This is a genomic window from Pseudogemmatithrix spongiicola, assembly GCF_030623445.1.
In the GTDB taxonomy this organism is placed as follows: domain Bacteria; phylum Gemmatimonadota; class Gemmatimonadetes; order Gemmatimonadales; family Gemmatimonadaceae; genus Pseudogemmatithrix; species Pseudogemmatithrix spongiicola.
Genome location: NZ_CP130613.1, coordinates 697,398 through 715,373 on the forward strand (window position 1 = coordinate 697,398; position 17,976 = coordinate 715,373).

General features: G+C 68.3%; 7 protein-coding genes. 3 read left to right on the forward strand and 4 right to left on the reverse strand.

Translation table 11 applies throughout. The annotated features are described in order from the left end of the window. Positions 1–168 precede the first annotated feature (168 nt). Positions 169–2,976, forward strand: a complete 2,808-nt coding sequence (uvrA, locus tag Strain318_RS03165) for an excinuclease ABC subunit UvrA (protein WP_367887083.1) — start codon at positions 169–171, stop codon at positions 2,974–2,976. Positions 2,977–2,984: 8 nt separating this feature from the next. Here the strand turns inward: uvrA and Strain318_RS03170 are convergent, their stop codons facing one another. The 3 genes from Strain318_RS03170 to Strain318_RS03180 form a co-directional block, all read right to left on the reverse strand. Then, a complete protein-coding gene (locus Strain318_RS03170) occupies positions 2,985–5,630 on the reverse strand; it encodes a protein kinase domain-containing protein (protein ID WP_367887084.1) in 2,646 nt (881 codons plus the stop codon). 71 nt (positions 5,631–5,701) lie between these two features. Continuing rightward, positions 5,702–7,375 carry a gamma-glutamyltransferase gene (gene ggt / locus Strain318_RS03175; protein ID WP_367887085.1) on the reverse strand — a complete coding sequence of 558 codons (1,674 nt, stop codon included), beginning with the start codon at positions 7,373–7,375 and terminating at the stop codon, positions 5,702–5,704. A 44-nt stretch (positions 7,376–7,419) separates the two neighbouring features. Further along, the gene (locus Strain318_RS03180) at positions 7,420–9,693 is read right to left on the reverse strand and encodes a serine/threonine-protein kinase (RefSeq protein ID WP_367887086.1); all 2,274 of its coding nucleotides are present in this window, start codon (positions 9,691–9,693) and stop codon (positions 7,420–7,422) included. A 104-nt stretch (positions 9,694–9,797) separates the two neighbouring features. Here Strain318_RS03180 and Strain318_RS03185 point away from each other — a divergent pair, with 104 nt between their 5' ends. Together Strain318_RS03185 and Strain318_RS03190 are read left to right on the forward strand one after the other, a co-directional pair. After that, positions 9,798–12,485 carry a protein kinase domain-containing protein gene (locus Strain318_RS03185; RefSeq protein ID WP_367887087.1) on the forward strand — a complete coding sequence of 896 codons (2,688 nt, stop codon included), beginning with the start codon at positions 9,798–9,800 and terminating at the stop codon, positions 12,483–12,485. Positions 12,486–12,497: 12 nt separating this feature from the next. Then, a complete protein-coding gene (locus Strain318_RS03190) occupies positions 12,498–15,170 on the forward strand; it encodes a protein kinase domain-containing protein (RefSeq protein ID WP_367887088.1) in 2,673 nt (890 codons plus the stop codon). 16 nt (positions 15,171–15,186) lie between these two features. On the opposite strand, the gene Strain318_RS03195 is transcribed toward Strain318_RS03190, so the two are convergent. After that, complete coding sequence (locus Strain318_RS03195) at positions 15,187–17,835, reverse strand: protein kinase domain-containing protein (protein WP_367887089.1); 2,649 nt, start codon at positions 17,833–17,835, stop codon at positions 15,187–15,189. Between the last annotated feature and the right edge of the window lie 141 nt (positions 17,836–17,976).

Genomic DNA, 17,976 nt, shown 5'->3' on the forward strand with positions numbered 1-17,976 from the left:
GCTAAGACGGCAGTTGGGGTTGGTGAGTTGGGAGTGGGGAGACTCGGTTCCTCAGGCATTCTCCCAGGCTCACGAACCGAACAGGGAATCTACTGGTTGGTCACGGGTCAGCGCAGGAGGGAGGGACCCCGTTCCATAAATCGCGCTGATACGCGAACTTACCTGACTATGCCCGGCGATGCCCTGATCGTTCGCGGAGCCCGCGAACACAACCTCAAGAACGTCTCCGTCACGATTCCCCGTGACAAACTGACGGTCATCACCGGGCTGTCGGGGTCGGGCAAGTCGTCGCTGGCCTTCGACACGATCTTCGCCGAAGGCCAGCGCCGCTACGTCGAGTCGCTTTCGGCCTACGCACGGCAGTTCCTCGGGCTGATGGAGAAGCCCGACGTGGACGTCATCGAGGGGCTCTCCCCGGCCATCTCGATCGAACAGAAGACCGCCGGTGCGAATCCGCGGTCGACGGTCGGCACGGTCACGGAGATCTACGACTACCTGCGCCTGCTCTACGCGCGCGCCGGCACGCCGCATTGCCCGAACTGCGGACGCCCCGTGGCGCGGCAGTCGGCGGGACAGATCGCCGACATCGTGCTCGCTTGGCCGGCGGGCACCAAGCTCGAGGTGCTCGCGCCGCTGGTGCGCGGGCGCAAGGGAGAGTTCCGCGACCTCTTCGAGGACGCGCGCAAGCAGGGCTTCGTGCGCGCCATAGTGGACGGCGAGCTAATCGAGCTCGCCGAGCCGCCCAAGCTCAACCGCAAGGTGAATCACGACATTTCCGTCGTGGTGGATCGCCTCGCGGTGCGCGCCGAGGATCGCAATCGCCTCAGCGATTCGATCGAGACGGCGCTGCGCCTGGCCGAGGGCTTGGTCGAGGTCGTGAAGCACGACGGCGGCAAGCGGGCGCCGCAGCTGTTCTCGGAGAAGTACGGCTGCCCGGACTGCGGCATCTCGCTGCCGGAGCTCGAACCGCGGCACTTCTCGTTCAACTCGCCCTTCGGTGCCTGCCCCGAGTGCTCCGGTCTCGGCACCAAGCGCACGGCGAGCCCGGAGTTGGTGCTCGGCGATCCCAGCATCTCGATCCTCGAGGGCGTGATCCTGCCCTGGGGCGAGCCGGACGGCTACCTGCGGCGCGTGATCCTGCCCGGGCTGGCCAAGCAGCTCAAGTTCGAACTGAACACGCCGTGGGGGCAGCTGCCCGACCGCGTGAAGTTCGAGCTGCTGTTCGGCTCGGCGAAGAAGAAGGGCGACGACGCCGCGCGCTGGGAAGGCATCCTCTCCAACGTGCAGCGCCGCTACAACGAGACGACGTCGGACACGATCCGGCAGGAACTCGAGGCGTACATGGTCGTGGGCGTATGCCCGGCCTGCAGCGGGCGGCGCCTCAAGCCCGATTCGCTCTCGGTCACGATCAACGACAAGAACATCGGCGCGTTCACGGAGCTTTCGACGCGCGATGCGCTGGCGTTCGCCGAGTCGGTGCCGGTGCGCGGGAACGGGCGTCCGGGGCTCGACCCCGGCGTGGCGGGCCCGATCCTCAAGGAAGTGCGTGAGCGCCTACGCTTCCTGGTGGACGTGGGGCTCGACTACCTCACGTTGGATCGCTCGGCGGAGTCGCTATCGGGCGGCGAGGCGCAGCGGATCCGGCTCGCGACGCAGATCGGCTCACGGCTCGTCGGCGTGCTGTACATCCTCGACGAGCCTAGCATCGGCTTGCATCAGCGCGACAACGCGCGCCTGCTCGAGACGCTCAAGCGCCTGCGCGACCTCGGCAACACGGTGCTCGTCGTCGAACACGACGAAGAAACCATCCTCGAAGCCGATCACCTGATCGACCTCGGCCCCGGCGCCGGCAAGCACGGCGGCGAGGTCATCGCCGAGGGCACGGTCAGCGAGGTGAAGAAGGTCGCGTCGAGCATCACCGCGCAGTACCTCACCGGCAAGAAGAAGATCGAGCGCCGCGAGGGGCGCCGGCCGGTCGACAAAGCGCGCATGCTGCGCGTTGAGGGTGCGAAGGAACACAACCTCCGCAACGTGACGGCCGAGTTCCCGCTGGGCTGCTTCGTCGCGGTCACCGGCGTCTCGGGGTCGGGGAAGTCCACGTTGGTCGAGGACATCCTGCAGAAGACGCTGTCGCGGCACTTCTTCCGCGCGCGGGTGGTGCCGGGTGCGCACGAGCGCATCACGGGGCTCGAGCACCTGGACAAGGTGATCGACATCGACCAGACGCCGATCGGGCGCACGCCGCGCTCGAACCCCGCGACGTACACCGGGCTGTTTACGCCGATCCGCGAGTTGTTCGCCGAGATGCCGGAGGCGAAGCTGCGCGGCTATGGGCCGGGCCGCTTCAGCTTCAACGTGAAGGGCGGACGCTGCGAGGCCTGCCAGGGCGACGGGCTCGTGAAGATCGAGATGCACTTCCTGCCCGACGTCTATGTGACCTGCGAGCAATGCCGCGGGAAGCGCTACAACCGCGAGACGCTGGACGTGAAGTTCCGCGGGCTCTCGATCAGCGAGGTGCTGGAGCTCACGGTGGAAGACGCGCTGCAGCTCTTCGAGAACCAGCCGCGCATCCATCACAAGCTGCAGGTCCTCAACGACGTGGGCCTGGGCTACATCCACCTCGGCCAGAGCGCGACGACGCTCTCGGGCGGCGAGGCCCAGCGCGTGAAGCTGGCGACGGAGCTCGCGCGGCGCGATACGGGGCGCACCCTGTACATCCTCGACGAGCCGACGACGGGCCTGCACTTCGAGGACGTGCGCGTGCTACTCGACGTGCTGCACCAGCTGGTGGACCGCGGGAACACGGTGCTCGTCATCGAGCACAATCTGGATGTGATCAAGACGGCGGACTGGATCGTCGACCTTGGCCCTGAGGGTGGATCCGGCGGCGGGCAGATCGTGGCGGCGGGGACGCCGGAAGACGTGGCGAAAGTGAAGGCTTCGCACACGGGGCACTACCTCAAGAAGGTGTTGTAGCGCCCGCTCTACTTGCCGGTTGGTGACCGCTGCGCGAACCAGTTGGCGATCACTTCGATCTGCAGGCGGCCGTCCTCAGTCCACCGTCGCGCGGTGAGGAGTCGATCGCCTTGCGGGCTGACATCCCATGGTGTCGCATTGCCGCCCAGGAGAAACGTCTGATCCGCGAAGAGCTTGCGCGCGGGGCCGATCGTGGGCTCTTCGCCCGGGGTGAACGACACGGCAGTCATTGAGTCGCCACTGGCGAACACGATCTCGCGACCGCGTGCGCCCCACCTCGCAGTCGCTCCGCCGCGTCCCGTCGTCACGGGCCACCGTCCCGACACGGCGCTCGCGCGCCGCACGTAGACCTGAGACTGTCCCGACTCGTTGCTGGAGTACAGGAGCCACTGTCCATCGGGCGAGAGGTCAATGGCGCTCTCATTGAAGGTGGTGTTCAGCCACGGCTGGAGCGGGCTCCGACCATCCAGCGGGACAAGGCCGATGTCGCGGTCAAATCCGCTGCTCACCTTGTAGTAGCGCATCACGACGGCAGCCCCGTCGGGTGTGCTTTCGATCTCCGAGATACCACCCGCCGGAGACGTGAACAGGGAATCCGTCTTGCCGCTGCCATCCGTCGCGACACGGCGCAGCGTCGCGCCGGTGGAGTAGTAAGCGTATCGCCCATCCGGCGACCACGCCTGCCCGAACGCCGCGGAGTCGAAGGTCAGGCGTGACAGGCTCCGGGCCTGAAAGTCCGCGGTCCAGAGCGCACGGCGATTCGTCTGGGCAAGCTCAATGACTGCCAGCAGCGCCCGTCGGCCATCGGGGGAGAAGCGCGCCTCGCCGAAGAACGACCGATCGGGGGCGACGAAGCGTTGCTGCACGGCACCGCTGCGGTCCGTGACGACGAGTTCATTGGAACCTCCTTCCGATCCCGGCAGGAATGCAATCGTACCGTCGCGGCCGACGCCGCCCTTGATGGGGAATGCCGGTCCCGTGCGAACGTTATCGGCGATTGGGCTGGCGGGGCCGGTGAACGCCATCGTCTTCACATCGAACGAGGCAGCAACCACGGTGCCGCCCGACACGGCGTACACGACCCATGACGGCGAAACCCAACGCGGATACATCCCGCCGATGCCGAACTCAATGAGACGATTCTCACCGCTGTGGTACAGCGCGAGCATCGGTGAGCCCCCGCGCACGAGCGTCAGTAGCACGCCCCGCCCGTCGGGTAGTACGTCGGGCCACCGCAGGAGATCATCCGGATGCGGGAGCGTCTTGAGCAGCGTGTCAACGGCGCCACCGGAAACCGGAGTCCGCAGGAGCTGTCCGCCGTCGGTAAAGTAGAAATGGCCGTCGCTGCCCCACGAGAGCGAATTCGTTGACAGCTGCGTGAGCAGTGGGCTGATGCTGCCGGAACCGAGGTCGATCGCCTTGATTCGGCTTTCCTGCAGGAACGCGAGTTGGCGCCCATCGGGAGAGAACACGGGGGCCGTCGCGCCGTTCGTCCCGGCAAGCTGCTGCGGCACGAGATTGTCAATCGCGCGCAAGTAGAGCCAGAGGCCGCCGAGCGAGTCGCTCCCGACGTAGGCGATGCTTCGACCGTCCGGGCTGACGGCGATGGGTGAGCCAGCGGCATCCCGCGGCTCGCCGTTCCCACTCCTTGCGATGGCGAATCGGGTCACGGGCGGCGGCGACGATGCCGTGTCGCGTGTCAGCCCCCAGGCAAGCGCTGCGGCCGTCACCAGCCACGGGAGGGCCGCGAGCGCGATCCTCGTCCGCGGCGCGGCAAGGGCTGCTCGCGTGTTCGATGCAGCGGACGCCACCGTTTGCGTGAACCCGACCGTGCCTAAGGCATCGGAGAACTCCTTCGCCGTCGCGAAGCGATCGGCCGGCAGCTTCTCGAGCCCTCGCGCCACGGCCGCCGCCACATGCGGCGGCACCGTCTTGCGATACTGCGTCACCGGCGCCGCCGGCTCGGTGATGATCTTCATGATGATCTGCTGCGCGGACGAACCCGTGTGCGGCGGGTTGCCGGTGAGCATCTCGTACAGCACGCTGGCGAGCGAGTACACGTCACTGCGCGCCGTGAGGTCCTTGTCAGCGGTGGCCTGCTCGGGACTCATGTAGTGCGGCGTCCCGAGCGAGAGCCCCGTTTCCGTCATCCGTCCGCCAGCGGCGGCGCTGACGGCGAGCGCGATGCCGAAGTCCATCACGAGCGCGCGCCCATCGTGCAGCAGGAGATTCTCGGGCTTCACGTCGCGGTGGATGATGCCGCGGCGATGTGCATAGTCGAGGGCATCGGCGATCTCCCGCGTGAGGCGGACCGCTTCGTCGACGCCGAGTTGCGTCTCGCGGTTGAGGCGATCGCGAATCGTCTCGCCCTCGATGTACGGCATCACGTAGAAGAGGAACCCGTCCGCCGTGCCCGAATCGAACAGCGGCAGGATGCCGGGGTGCTGCAACGCCGCCGTGGTCTTGATCTCGACGACGAACCGCTCGGCGCCGAGGACGGCCGCGAGTTCGGGCTTCAGCACCTTGATCGCGACCTGCCGCTCGTGCTTGAGGTCCTCGGCGAGGTACACCGAGGCCATCCCGCCGGTCCCGAGGTGCCGGATGATCCGGTACCGGTCCGCGAGGGCGAGCGTGAGTCGATCGGTGTGTGACACGGGACCGTCCGGTCGGGGGCGCCTGCCTGCAGTCGGATGAGTATGCAGCGGGCGCCGGTCCAGCGATAGACTCAGTACCCGATCGCCAACCCGTCCTTCCGTGGATCGCTGCCCGCCGAGTAGCCGCGTGGCAAGCGAATGATCGCCTGCGCCCCACCGAACGCGATCGGCGGTTGGTTGATGAGCACATGGCCCATCGATTCGAGGCCCGCGCGCACCGCGTCGCTGAACGGCGCTTCGAGCGCCACGCGATAGCCGTTGTAGTGCCGGAACCGCGGCGCATCGATCGCCGCCTGGACATCCATGTCGAACACGAAGTGGTTGAGCAGCATCTGCACGTGCCCCTGCGCCTGCACGCCGCCGCCCATCAGGCCGAAGCTCATGTACGCCTGCTCGCGTCCGTTCACCGTCTGCGTCACGAATCCCGGAATCAGCGTGTGGAACGGTCGCTTGCCCGGCGCGACCGTGTTGGGTAGCCCCTCGGTGAGCGTGAAGCCCGCGCCGCGGTTGTGCAGCGCGAAGCCGGTGCCCGGCACGACCACGCCCGATCCGAAGTAGTCGTAGATGGAGTTGATGAACGAGACCATGTTGCCCTCGGCGTCCGCCGTCGCGAGGTACACGGTCTCGCTGCGCGTGCGGCTCGGGCCGGGCTCCACGCGCTCCTGCGCGCGCGTGGGGTTGAGCAACTGCCGCCGCGCCGTGATGAACGCGTCGTTCAGCATCTGCTCGGCCGTCAGCTCCAGATGGTCCGCGTCGCCGACGAAGCGGTCGAGGTCGGCGTAGGCGAGCTTCTTGGCCTCGATGAGGTGGTGCAGGTACGTCGGCGAGTTGTGGCCCATCGACTTCAGGTCATACGGCTCGAGGATGCGCAGCATCTCGAGTGCCGCGATGCCCTGGTTGTTGGGCGGCAGCTCCCACACGCGATACCCGCGGAACGGTACGGAAATCGGCGTGACCCACGTCGGCGCGTTGGCGCGCATGTCGTCGACGGTGATGAAGCCGCCGAGGCGCTGCACGTGTTCCACGATGCGCCGACCGAGCGTGCCGGTATAGAAATGCGAGACGCCGCTGTCGGCGATGGCCTGCATGGTGCGCGCGAGGTCGGGATTGCGGAACCACTCCCCGGCGCGCGGCGCGCGGCCGCCGGGGAGATACGTCGCGGATGCCGCGGCATCGCGCTGCAGCAGGTCGGTCTGCTCGGCCCACTGGGCGGCGATGATCGGCGTGACGGGAAATCCGTCGCGCGCGTAGCCGATGGCGGGCTCGAGCAACTGCGCGAGACTCCGCGTGCCGTGCGTGCGGGCGAGCAGGTCCCAGCCGGCCAGCGCGCCGGGTACGGTGACGGACATCGCGCCCTGCTGTGAGCCGGCGCGGAATCCGCGGGCGACGAGCGTGTCGCGCAGCATGCGCGAACCGGCGCGACCGCTGGCGTTGATGGCGACGAGCTTCTGCTCCTTGGCCAGCCACACGATCGCGAACATGTCGCCGCCGAGGCCGGTCATGTGCGGCTCGGTGACGCCGAGCACGGCAGACGCGGCGATCGCGGCGTCGACGGCGTTGCCGCCGGTGCGCAGCACTTCGAGGGCTGCGGCCGAAGCGAGGGGTTGGCTCGTGGCCACCATGCCCTGCGGAGCGTAGACGGTGGAGCGGCCGGCGAGCGTCGTCGGGCGCTGTGCGGCAGCCGTCGCGAGCGGCAAGACGGCGAGTGTGAGCGTCAGCGCGAGGGCGCGGGGGTTCGCGTGCACGGGGTATCCGAGGTAGGTGTCGTCAGCAAGTCAATCGGGAGGCGCTACAGGACGCCGGCAACGCGCGCCCGTACTTCGGCTGAGCGCCGCTCGGCTTCCTGGAGCAGCGAGCCGAAGCCCGGGTGGTTCCGTAGCCCATCGATGAATCGGCAGTGCGTACCGATGTAGGTCGGCGGGAAGAATCCCTTGCGCATTCCCAGCGCCATCACGTCCAGCGCTCGGTCAAAGTCTCCCAAGACGGCCCACACTTCAGCAAAGTGGAACGTCAGGTGCGCATCGAACGGCGCGAGGTCGAGGTGTTCCACCAAGCCTTGCGCGCCTGCGGTGTCGCCGCGCGCCGCGCGCAACAGTGCATCCGCCTGGATGCCGTACGGCAACTCGGGCATGGCGCGGCGCATGATGTCGACCTCCTGCGCCGCAGCATCGAAGTCACGCACGATCGTGAGCCCGTACGCGAGCGTCCAGCGCATCATCAGATTCTGCGGATCTGAGGCCACGGCACGGCGCACGGCGGGAATCGAAGCCGGCGCGCCGCCGATGAACCACTCCTTGATCGAGTCCATCAGGAGCCCGAGCGGTGCGAGGGGATCGACGGCGACCATCCGGCGGGTCGCGGCGATGCCCTCATCAATCATTCCCGTGTACGTCAGCGCGACGCACTGGAAGAACCGCGATTGCGTGTCGGTAGGGTCGCGGTTGATTGCCTCTTGGAAGCCGATGATGGCCTGCACCGGCTCGCCGCGCTCGAAGGCGGCGTAGCCCAACACGCCGTGTCCCCAGGGCTCATCCGGAGCGGCTGCCACGAGTTCGCGCGCCTGGCGTTCGATCCGATCGAGGCTGTGGTGGTCACCGATGCCTGCCTTGAGTTTCGAAAGCTCGCCCCAGACGCGCAGCGCGACGAGCGGCGGGACCTCCCCCTCGATCGAGATTGCCCGCGCGACGAGGGCATCCCAGTCCTTGTCGGCGACGACGAAGGTCCGCAGCCGTTCGCGCGCCTCGAGGAACAGCTCATAGGCCTCGACATGCTTGAAGCCACGCGTGGCGAGACGCCGGTCCTCGTCCGGTGCGAGCGACACGCCAAGCGCCGCGACGATCTCGCGCGACACGCGCTCCTGCAGGTCGAACACGTCGTCCATCGTCCCGCTGTACTTCTCGGCCCATCGCTGGCTGTCGTCGGCGGCATCGATGAGTTGCGCCGAGATGCGGAGTGCGTTGCCGGCTCGGCGCACGCTGCCCGTGAGGATGTGGCGCACGCCGAGGGCGCGGCCGATCTCCCGGGCGCCGAGCGCGCTGCCCTTGTACTGCTGCGATGAGGTGCGCGACGTGACGCGGAGCGCCGCGATGCGCGAGAGGTCCGTGATGATCTCTTCCGTGAGTCCGTCGCTGAAGTACTCGTTCTCGGCGTCGGTGCTCATGTTCACGAAGGGCAGGACGGCGATGGCGTTCTCGGCCACCTCTGTGCGTGGCTGCGCGGCCGCCGGCGCGGAGGGCGTGCGCAACGCCTTCGCGACGGCCGCGCCCGTGGGGTGACGCTCGGCCGGTTCCTTGGCGAGGAGCTGCGCCACGGTTTCCGCCACGATGGGCGTGACATCCTTCCGTTGCTGCGTCACGGCCGGCGGCGTATGGATGAACCGCTTGGCGATCGTGGCCGGCACGCTGGCCGCTTCGAACGCCACCTCGCCGGTGAGCATCTCGTAGAGCACGCAGCCCAGCGAGAATAGGTCGCTGCGGCCGTCGAGCGACTCCCCTGACGCCTGCTCGGGGCTCATGTACGCGGGCGTGCCCACGGTCACGCCGATCTGGGTGAGCGTGCGCGCCTGCCCGCTAGCGGCAGCGATGGCCTTGCCGATGCCGAAGTCGGCGACGAGGGCATGACCTTCGTGCAGGAGGATGTTCTCCGGCTTGATGTCGCGGTGCACGATGTCTTGGCGATGCGCGTAGTCGAGCGCGTCGGCGACTTCGCTGGCGATCCGCGCCGCGGTCTCGACGGGCAGCGGTCCTTCGCGGTCCATGAGGGCGCGGAGGGTCAGGCCCTCCATGACCGGCATCACGAAGAACAGCGCACCATCGGCTTCACCCGAGTCGTAGAGCGGGAGGATATGCGGATGGGTGAGCCGTGCGGCGACGCGGATCTCGCGGACGAAGCGCTCGCGTCCGAGGGCGTCGGCGATATCGGGCCGCAGGAGCTTCAGGGCGACGTCGCGATCGTGGCGGAGGTCGCGGGCCAGGTACACGGTGGCCATGCCTCCGGACCCGAGGGGGCGGAGGATGCTGTATCGATCGGCGAGCGAAGCGGGAACGGCGGACGCGGGCGACATCGTGTCGGGGAAGATGGCAGGGAACGGGACCGCGCGCACCTCCAGCCATATTCTCGCGAACTGCTCTGGCGGTGACCGCGCACGGCGGCGACCTTTGCACGACGATGCCCACGCCCGAACGCCTGCAGGCCGCCCTCGCGGACCGCTACCGCATCGAGCGCGAGCTCGGCGCGGGTGGCATGGCCAACGTCTACCTCGCCGAAGACCTCAAGCACGGCCGCAAGGTCGCGCTCAAGGTCTTGAAGCCAGAGCTCGCCGCCGTACTCGGCGCCGAGCGCTTCGTGGTGGAGATCAAGACGACGGCGGCCCTGCAGCATCCGCACATCCTGCCGCTTTTTGATTCGGGCACGGCGGACGGCTTCCTGTTCTATGTGATGCCGTTCATCGACGGCGAGACACTGCGCGACAAGCTGAACCGCGAGACGCAGTTCAGCGTGGACGAGGCGGTGCGCATCACGCGTGAGATCGCCGAGGCGCTGCACTACGCGCACGCGCACGGCGTGATCCATCGCGACATCAAGCCGGAGAACATCCTGCTGGCGAACGGCCGCCCGATGGTGGCGGACTTCGGCATCGCGCTGGCCGTGAGCGCGGCGGCGGGCGGGCGGATGACCGAGACCGGCCTCTCGCTCGGCACGCCGCACTATATGAGTCCCGAGCAGGCGACGGCCGAGAAGGAGATCACGGGCCGCAGCGACGTCTACTCGCTGGCGAGTGTCTGCTACGAGATGCTCACCGGCAACCCGCCGCACGTGGGCTCGAGCGCGCAGCAAATCATCATGCGCATCATCACCGAGCAGCCGGAGCCGGTGACGCTGCATCGCAAGACCGTGCCACCGCACGTGGCGGCGGCGGTGGCGAAGGCGTTGGAGAAGTTGCCGGCGGATCGCTTCGAGAGCGCGGAGAAGTTCGCCGAGGCGTTGGCGAATCCTGCGTTCACGACGATGACAGGCGTTGGCGCGCAGGCGATGGCCGCGCGCGCCGCCGCGCGCGCGCCGTTGCTCGCCGCGAGTGTCATTGCCGCGGTGGCCACGGTCGCCGCGGTGTTCCTCGCCCTGCGACCGCAGCCGGAGCAGCCGGTCACGCGCTTCCAGCTCGCGTTGCCGGACTCGCAGATGCTGGTGCCGGGATACCCCGCGCCGGTGCCCGCTCCCGATGGTTCGTTCCTCGTGTACCACGGCCCGGTGCCCGGGAATCCGGCGGTCCCGCAACTGTGGATCAAGCGTCGCGATCAGGCGACCGCTGATCCGATTCCCGGGAGTGTCGGTGCGGGCTACATAGCCATCTCGCCCGATGGCAGGCGCCTCGCCTTCGACAACTCGGGACGAGTCCGGATCATGCCGGTCACCGGTGGGGCGTCTGTCGTCGTCGCAGAACCCACGGCGCTGCCGTTCGGAATCGCCTGGCTCGACAACGAGCGCGTGCTGTATACCGCCGCCCCGGCAGACAACCCGAGCTTGATGGAGATCTTCCTTGTTCCGGCGTCCGGAGGCGAATCGCGGCGGCTCGGGCTGCTCAGGGAAGGTCGCGCCGCGGTCCTTCCCTCTCCGATCGCCGGGCGCGACGCGTTCTTGTTCCTCAGCTGCGCCTCGGTGATCGACTGCGACCTGCACGTGTTCGACCTTCGGACTGACAGCGCGAAGGCTTTGGTCTCGGGCTCGTTGCTCGGTGTACATGCCGCGAGCGGGCACTTGCTGTTCGAACGGGGCGGCGCGCTCCTGGCCGTGCGGTTCGACGCCTCGTCGCTGGAGATGCGGGGTGACCCCGTGCAGCTCTTCAGCACGCTGAGCATCCAAGCGCCCGGTTCCGCTTCGATCGGTGCAGACGGCACGATGATCGCGATGAACGGCGGGAGCGCCGGGTTCGGGAGCACGCAGGAGTTCGTCTGGGTCGACCGGAACGGCCGTCAGGAGCAAGTCGACCCGGCGATGGGTCCCCTGCGCATGACCGTCACCGGCAGCAACCACGGCTGGTCTCTCTCCCCCGACGGTTCGCGCGTCGCCATCGGTCTCGCCACCGCATCTGGCGACGACATCTGGGTCAAGCAGTTGCCCCGCGGTCCGCTCACTCGTGCCACGATCGATGCGGCGGGCGAGTTCCGGCCGCGGTGGATGCCGGACGGCAAATCGCTGGTGTTCCCCACCGTAACGGACGTACGTGTGCGTCGCGCAGACGGCACGGGACGTGACTCGGTCATCCTGCGCGGCCAGCTCAACGAAGTCCGGATGTCTCCCGACGGGAAGTGGCTGTTGGCACGCGGCGGCGCGGCCAGTTCTGTCGACGGTGGACGCGACATCCTTGCCATGCGCATCGGCGTCGACACGGCGCTTCGTCCGTTGCTGGCGACGCAGCAGTACGATGAGACGGCCCCGTCGCTTTCGCCGGACGGCAACTGGTTGCTGTATCAGTCGAACGAATCCGGCCGACGTGAACTGTTTGTCCGCCCATTTCCAGACGTCGACCGCGTTCGCGTGCAGGTGTCGCTCGGCGGGGGTGAAGCCCCCCTGTGGTCACGCAACGGCCGCGAGATCTTCTTCCTGTCGCTCGACCGGCAGATGATGGCGGTCGACTTCACCGCAGGCACCACACCTGTGGTCAGCGAGCCGCGTGCCCTATTCCCTGTGCCGCGGGAGCTCCTTGCCGTCGAGACGGCCTTCTACACGCCCTGGGATGTCGCGCCGGACGGGCGATTCCTGATGACGCGGAGCCTTGGGCTCCGTGAGGGCGATGCGCCGGTGCCGATCGTCACCTACAATCTCTTTGCGGAGCTTCGGCGCCTGCTGCCGCGCTAGCGTCCACTGGCCATGAACATCCCTGATCGCCTGACGACCGCTCTGGAAGACCGCTACCGCATCGAGCGCGAGCTCGGTGCGGGCGGCATGGCTACGGTCTTCCTCGCCGCCGACCTGAAGCATGACCGAAAAGTCGCCATCAAGGTCCTGAAGCCGGAGCTGGCCGCCGTGCTCGGCGCCGAGCGCTTCGTGCAGGAGATCAAGACCACGGCCGCGCTCAGCCACCCGCACATCCTGCCCTTGTTCGACTCGGGCGAGGCGGGCGGCTTCCTGTACTACGTGATGCCGTACATCGAAGGCGAGACGATCCGCGAGCGCCTGAACCGCGAGACGCAGCTCAGCGTGGACGAGGCGCTGCGCATCACCCGGGAGATTGCCGACGCGCTGGACTACGCGCACCGACATGGCGTGATCCACCGCGACATCAAGCCCGAGAACATCCTGTTGCACGATGGGCGCGCGATGGTGATGGACTTCGGCATCGCGCTGGCGGTGAGTGCGGCCGCGGGCGGGCGGATGACCGAGACGGGGCTCAGCCTCGGCACGCCGCACTACATGAGCCCCGAACAGGCGACCGCGGACAAGGACCTCACGGCGCGCTCAGACGTCTACTCGCTCGCCAGCGTGTGTTTTGAGATGCTCGCCGGCGAGCCGCCGCACGGCGGGGGCTCGGCGCAGGCGATCATCATGAAGATCATCGCCGAGCCGGCGCCGCGCGTGGACAAACTGCGGCGGAACGTGCCGGCTCATGTGACGGCGGCGTTGGCGACGGCATTGGAGAAGGTGCCGGCGGATCGGTTCGCGACGGCGCGCGCGTTCAGCGATGCGTTGGGGAACGTGCACTATCGGGGCACGGGCGCTGCAGTGGCGGCGGTGTCAGCGCCGTCGGGCACCAGGCGGATTGAGCGCGTGGCGCTGGCGGTCGCGAGCGTTACGGTGGTGGCGCTCGCGGCATGGATCGCCGCTCGACCCACCGTGGCGCCTCCCGTGGTTGCGTATCGGCTCGCCACGGCAGGGGACGCGCTCCCGGACGATCGCGGGCCCGTCGCCATCACCTCGGACGGTGAACAAGTGATCTACGCAGCGAGCGGCGGGGTGGGCTCGGCTGTGCCGCACCTGTGGATCAAGCGCCGCGATAGCGTCGACGCCGTGCTCATTCCCGGCACCGATCTGGTGACGGCGGTCGCCGTCTCGCCGAACAACCAGTCCCTCGCGCTCATCCGCGGGCGGTCGCTCACGCGCGTGAACCTGTCGGGGGGTGCGTCCACGGTGCTCGCGCGCCAAGCGGCGAACGTTCCGCGCGGCGTGGCATGGCTCGAGGACGGCACGATCCTCTACGTGGCGCACCCGGGTCGGATGGTCCGTCGCGTCTCCAGCGAAGGCGGCGAGGTCGACGACCTGTGGTCGTCCGACACCCTGAACGTCTCGGGGCTCGCGCCGCTCCCGGGCAGCTCGCTCGTGCTCTTCACCGGGTGCGCGGCGCCGTGTGCCGTGCCCTCGCTCTGGGCGCTCGACCTCAAGACCCGTTCGGCGACGTTCGTGACCCCCGATATCCGCTTCGTCGAGCCGCTGCCGAATGGCGAGCTGCTGCTCGTGAGTAGCCTGACGCAGGTCGGGTGGATCGCGAGCTTCGACCCACGTACGCTCAGCGTCGGCGTCGCTCGGCGGCCCGTGCTTGACTCTGTCGGCACCATCGGGGCGTCGTCGTACCTAGCGCTGTCGAAGAGCGGCACCCTGGTGTATCGGCGCGGCGCTGCGCCGGGCAGCGGAATCTATGAATTGGTGTCCATCGACCGCACGGGCCGCGTGTCCGCGATCGATTCGTCGTTCAGTTTCCGGCTCACCGCCACGGCGGGAGATTTCGGCTGGCGCGTGTCGCCAGACGGGCGGAGTCTCGCGATCGGCTTGCGCACGGAGTCCGGCGACGATGTGTGGCGCAAGGCGCTGCCGCGTGGGTCGCTGGCTCGCGTCACGTTCGGCCAGACGGCGGAACGCCGACCGAGTTGGACGGCGGACGGTCAGCATATCGTCTTCGTGGCGGACGATGGCGTGTACCTGCGCCGCGCGGACGGCGCGGGTGGCGACTCGCTGTTGCTGCGCGGAGAGCTCAACGAGGCGTCGATCAGCGCCGATGGCCGGTGGCTCATCGTGCGGCGCGGGGCGCAGGGTGCCGTCGCCGGCGGGCGCGATATCTTGGTGCGCCGGCTCGACGTCGCCGATACACTCACGCCGCTCCTCGCGACCGAGTTTGATGAGCACTCGTTCGAACTCTCGCCCGACGGGCGGTGGATTGTGTATGTCTCGAACGAGAGTGGGCGTGACGAGGTCTTGGTACGCCCTTTTCCCGATGTGCGCGGGGCGAAGTTGCCCGTCTCGGTCGCCGGCGGTGCGGCGCCGCGCTGGTCGCGCGACGGACTCGAGCTCTACTACGTCGATCCGCAGTTCCGGTTGATGGCGGCTCGGTTCCGCGGCGCGGCGTCACCCGAGGCCGACGAGCCGCAGGCACTGTTCGAGCTGCCCCGCGCGATGGCCGAGATCGCTTCCAGTTGGTTCACGCCGTACGACGTGACGCCGGATGGCCGCTTCGTGATGGTGCGCAGTACGATGCGCATCGCGGACGAGAGCATCCTCTCAGTGCGCGTGATCGAGAACTGGCTGTCGGCGGTGCAGGGGACGCGGCGCTGACGCGCCGGCGCTCTGTCTAGCGCGGCAACTTCTTCCGCAGCTCGTCCGTCCAGTTGGTGATCACGACGTTCGGCGCCGCCCCAGGCCGGTCGATGGGGCGGATCAACAGGAAGCGCTGGCCGTCCGGCGTCACGTCGTAGCCTCGTGTCCGTCCGCCGTTCAGCCGCCCGCCATCTGGTAGTCGGAAGAGCAGGGTCGGTGTGCCGATCTCCCCCGACGTGGACTCGAAGGACACCGCGTACACCGCATCGCCCTTGCGATACGTGATCTCGCGGCCGTTGCGCGCGAAGATCGGCTGGTCGCCACCGTCAGCAGAAACCTGGCGACGTCCGCCGGTTCCGTCCGCCAGACGCACATAGGTGTTCACCGTCCCAGCCGCGTCAAACTCGTCATAGGCAATCCAGCGGCCGTCCGGGGAGAAATCGGCGGTGTACCCGTCGAGGTTGCTGTCGCCGATCTGCCGCGAGGCTCCCGTGCGAAGGTCCGTCACGGTCAAACGCGTCTCGCTGACGACCTCGTAGTACACGACTCGATGGCCGTCAGCCGACACGCTCGACGGCACCTTGTCATGCCGCGTGTCGATCAGCGCCTCGTCGGCCTGTGAGTCGAGGCGCTGGCGATGGATGTTGTACTGCGGCACTTCGCGGGCGAACACGAGGGCGCGCGAGTCCGGCGTCCACACCGGCCCGAACGCGATGCCGTCGGAGAATCGGCTGAACTGCGAGAGCACGCGCCGCGTGTTGTCGAACAGCCAGATCTGCTGGTCCGGCGAGGTGCGGGTGAGGGCAATCCAGCGCCCATCCGGCGAGAGCCGCGGCTCGGACCAGCTGCCCGGCTCCTGCAGCACGGGGGTGACGCGGCCGCTGCGGTCGGCCCACACCACCTGTTTGGTGACGACGGCCTCCGAGGCGCGGATGTACACGAGCGTGCCGTTGTCCGCGACGCCGAACCCGGCGAGGCCGTTGGTCAGGCTCCAGTACACATCCTCGATGACCGGTTCCGCCTCGCCGACGGTCTGCAAGGTCTTGGGGTCGAAGCGGACGGCGAAGACCGCACCGGCGCGGGCGAACAGGAGATGGCCCGTGTGTACGTAGCGTCCGAAGACGGCGTCGCGGACGAGCACCGTCTGCTCGCCGGACTCCAGATCCACCGCCTCGATGCGCGACTGATTCGCCGGGCTGCTGTACGAGGTGTAGATCACGACGCGACCGCCCGGCAGGGCCTCCGGGTACCAATGCGCGAACTCGCGTCGCGAGCTGTCGAGGACCGTGATCGTCTCCTGCGTGCGTTGGCCCGGCCGTACCCGGATCAATCCGCGGCCGAGCGCCGAGAGCAGCAGGCTGCCATCGGGATGGATCCCGAGGCCGGAGGTGTAGCCGGAGTCCACCAACACGGAGGACGGACCGCCACCGACGGGCACGCGGCGGATGGTGCCTTGGGTCTGGAAGACGATCGATGCGCCGTCGGGCGTGAACGTCGGATCACGCGCGCCCTCGGTGCCCGCGACGAGGCGCATCGTCGCCGACGCGAGGTCGCGGATGGCCACGAGATCCGTACCGTTCGAGTCGCGCACGACCTGCAGGATGCTGCGGCCGTCGCTGGAGATGTCCACCCACTGGCGGTCATTGCCGGGCAGGATGGGCCGATACGTGAACTTGACGCGCTCGGCGGGGCGCGCGCGGCCGAGCGCCCAGAACGCGGTCAGCGATGCAGCAATCGCCAGCGCTGCGGCAACGAGCGCCACGCTGCGCCAAGGGCCGCCGGTGACTGCGGCCGTCCCGCCTGCGGTCACGCGGCTTCCCCCGTGCGCCCGGACCCGCGTGCCCGGGGCGCTGCCACCCTGCAAGGCCGCCGCGAAGGCGGACGCCGAACTGAATCGATCCGCCGGCAGCTTCTCCAACGCCTGCGCCACCGCATCCGCCACGTGCGCCGGCACCGACTTGCGCAGCGCCGTCACGTCCTGTGCCTGCTCGGTGATGATCTTCATGATGATCTGCTGCGCCGTCGCGCCGGTGTGCGGCGGGTTGCCGGTCAGCATCTCGTACAGCACGCTCGCCAGCGAATACACATCGCTACGCGACGTGATCTCCTTCTCGGCGGTCGCCTGTTCGGGGCTCATGTAGTGCTGCGTCCCGAGGCTCAAGCCGGTCTCCGTCATCCGCCCGCCCGCCGCCGCACTCACCGCCAACGCGATGCCGAAGTCGGCCACCATCGGGCGGCCGTTCTGCAGCAGGATGTTCTCCGGCTTGATGTCGCGGTGGATGACGCCGTGCTCATGCGCGTAGTGCAGCGCATCGGCGATGTCGCAGGCCATGCGTACGGCTTCATCCACACCGAGCTGCGACTCGCGGTTCAGGCGGTCGCGCAGCGTCTCGCCCTCGATGAAGGGCATCACGTAGTAGAGGAAGCCGCCCGCCTCGCCGCTGTCGAAGAGCGGCAGGATGTGCGGATGCTGCAGCGCGGCCGTGGTCTTGATCTCGACCACGAAACGCTCGGCGCCGAGCACGGCGGCGAGTTCCGGCTTGAGGACCTTCACCGCTACCTTGCGATCGTGCTTCAGGTCGTGCGCGAGATACACGGTTGCCATTCCGCCGGCGCCGAGTTCGCGCTCGATGCGGTAGCGACCGTCGAGGGCGGCGGAGAGGCGTTCCGTCGAGAGCGACATCCGGAGAACCTACGGGCGTGCGCGGCACTCCGCGAGCCTGCGGCCCTTCCGCCATTGCCCCGCGACGGCGAGCTTCTCGTCATGAGTTGGTCCCGCCCAAACCGCCACGGAGTTGACGCCCGCCATCGAGCAGAGTCGCGC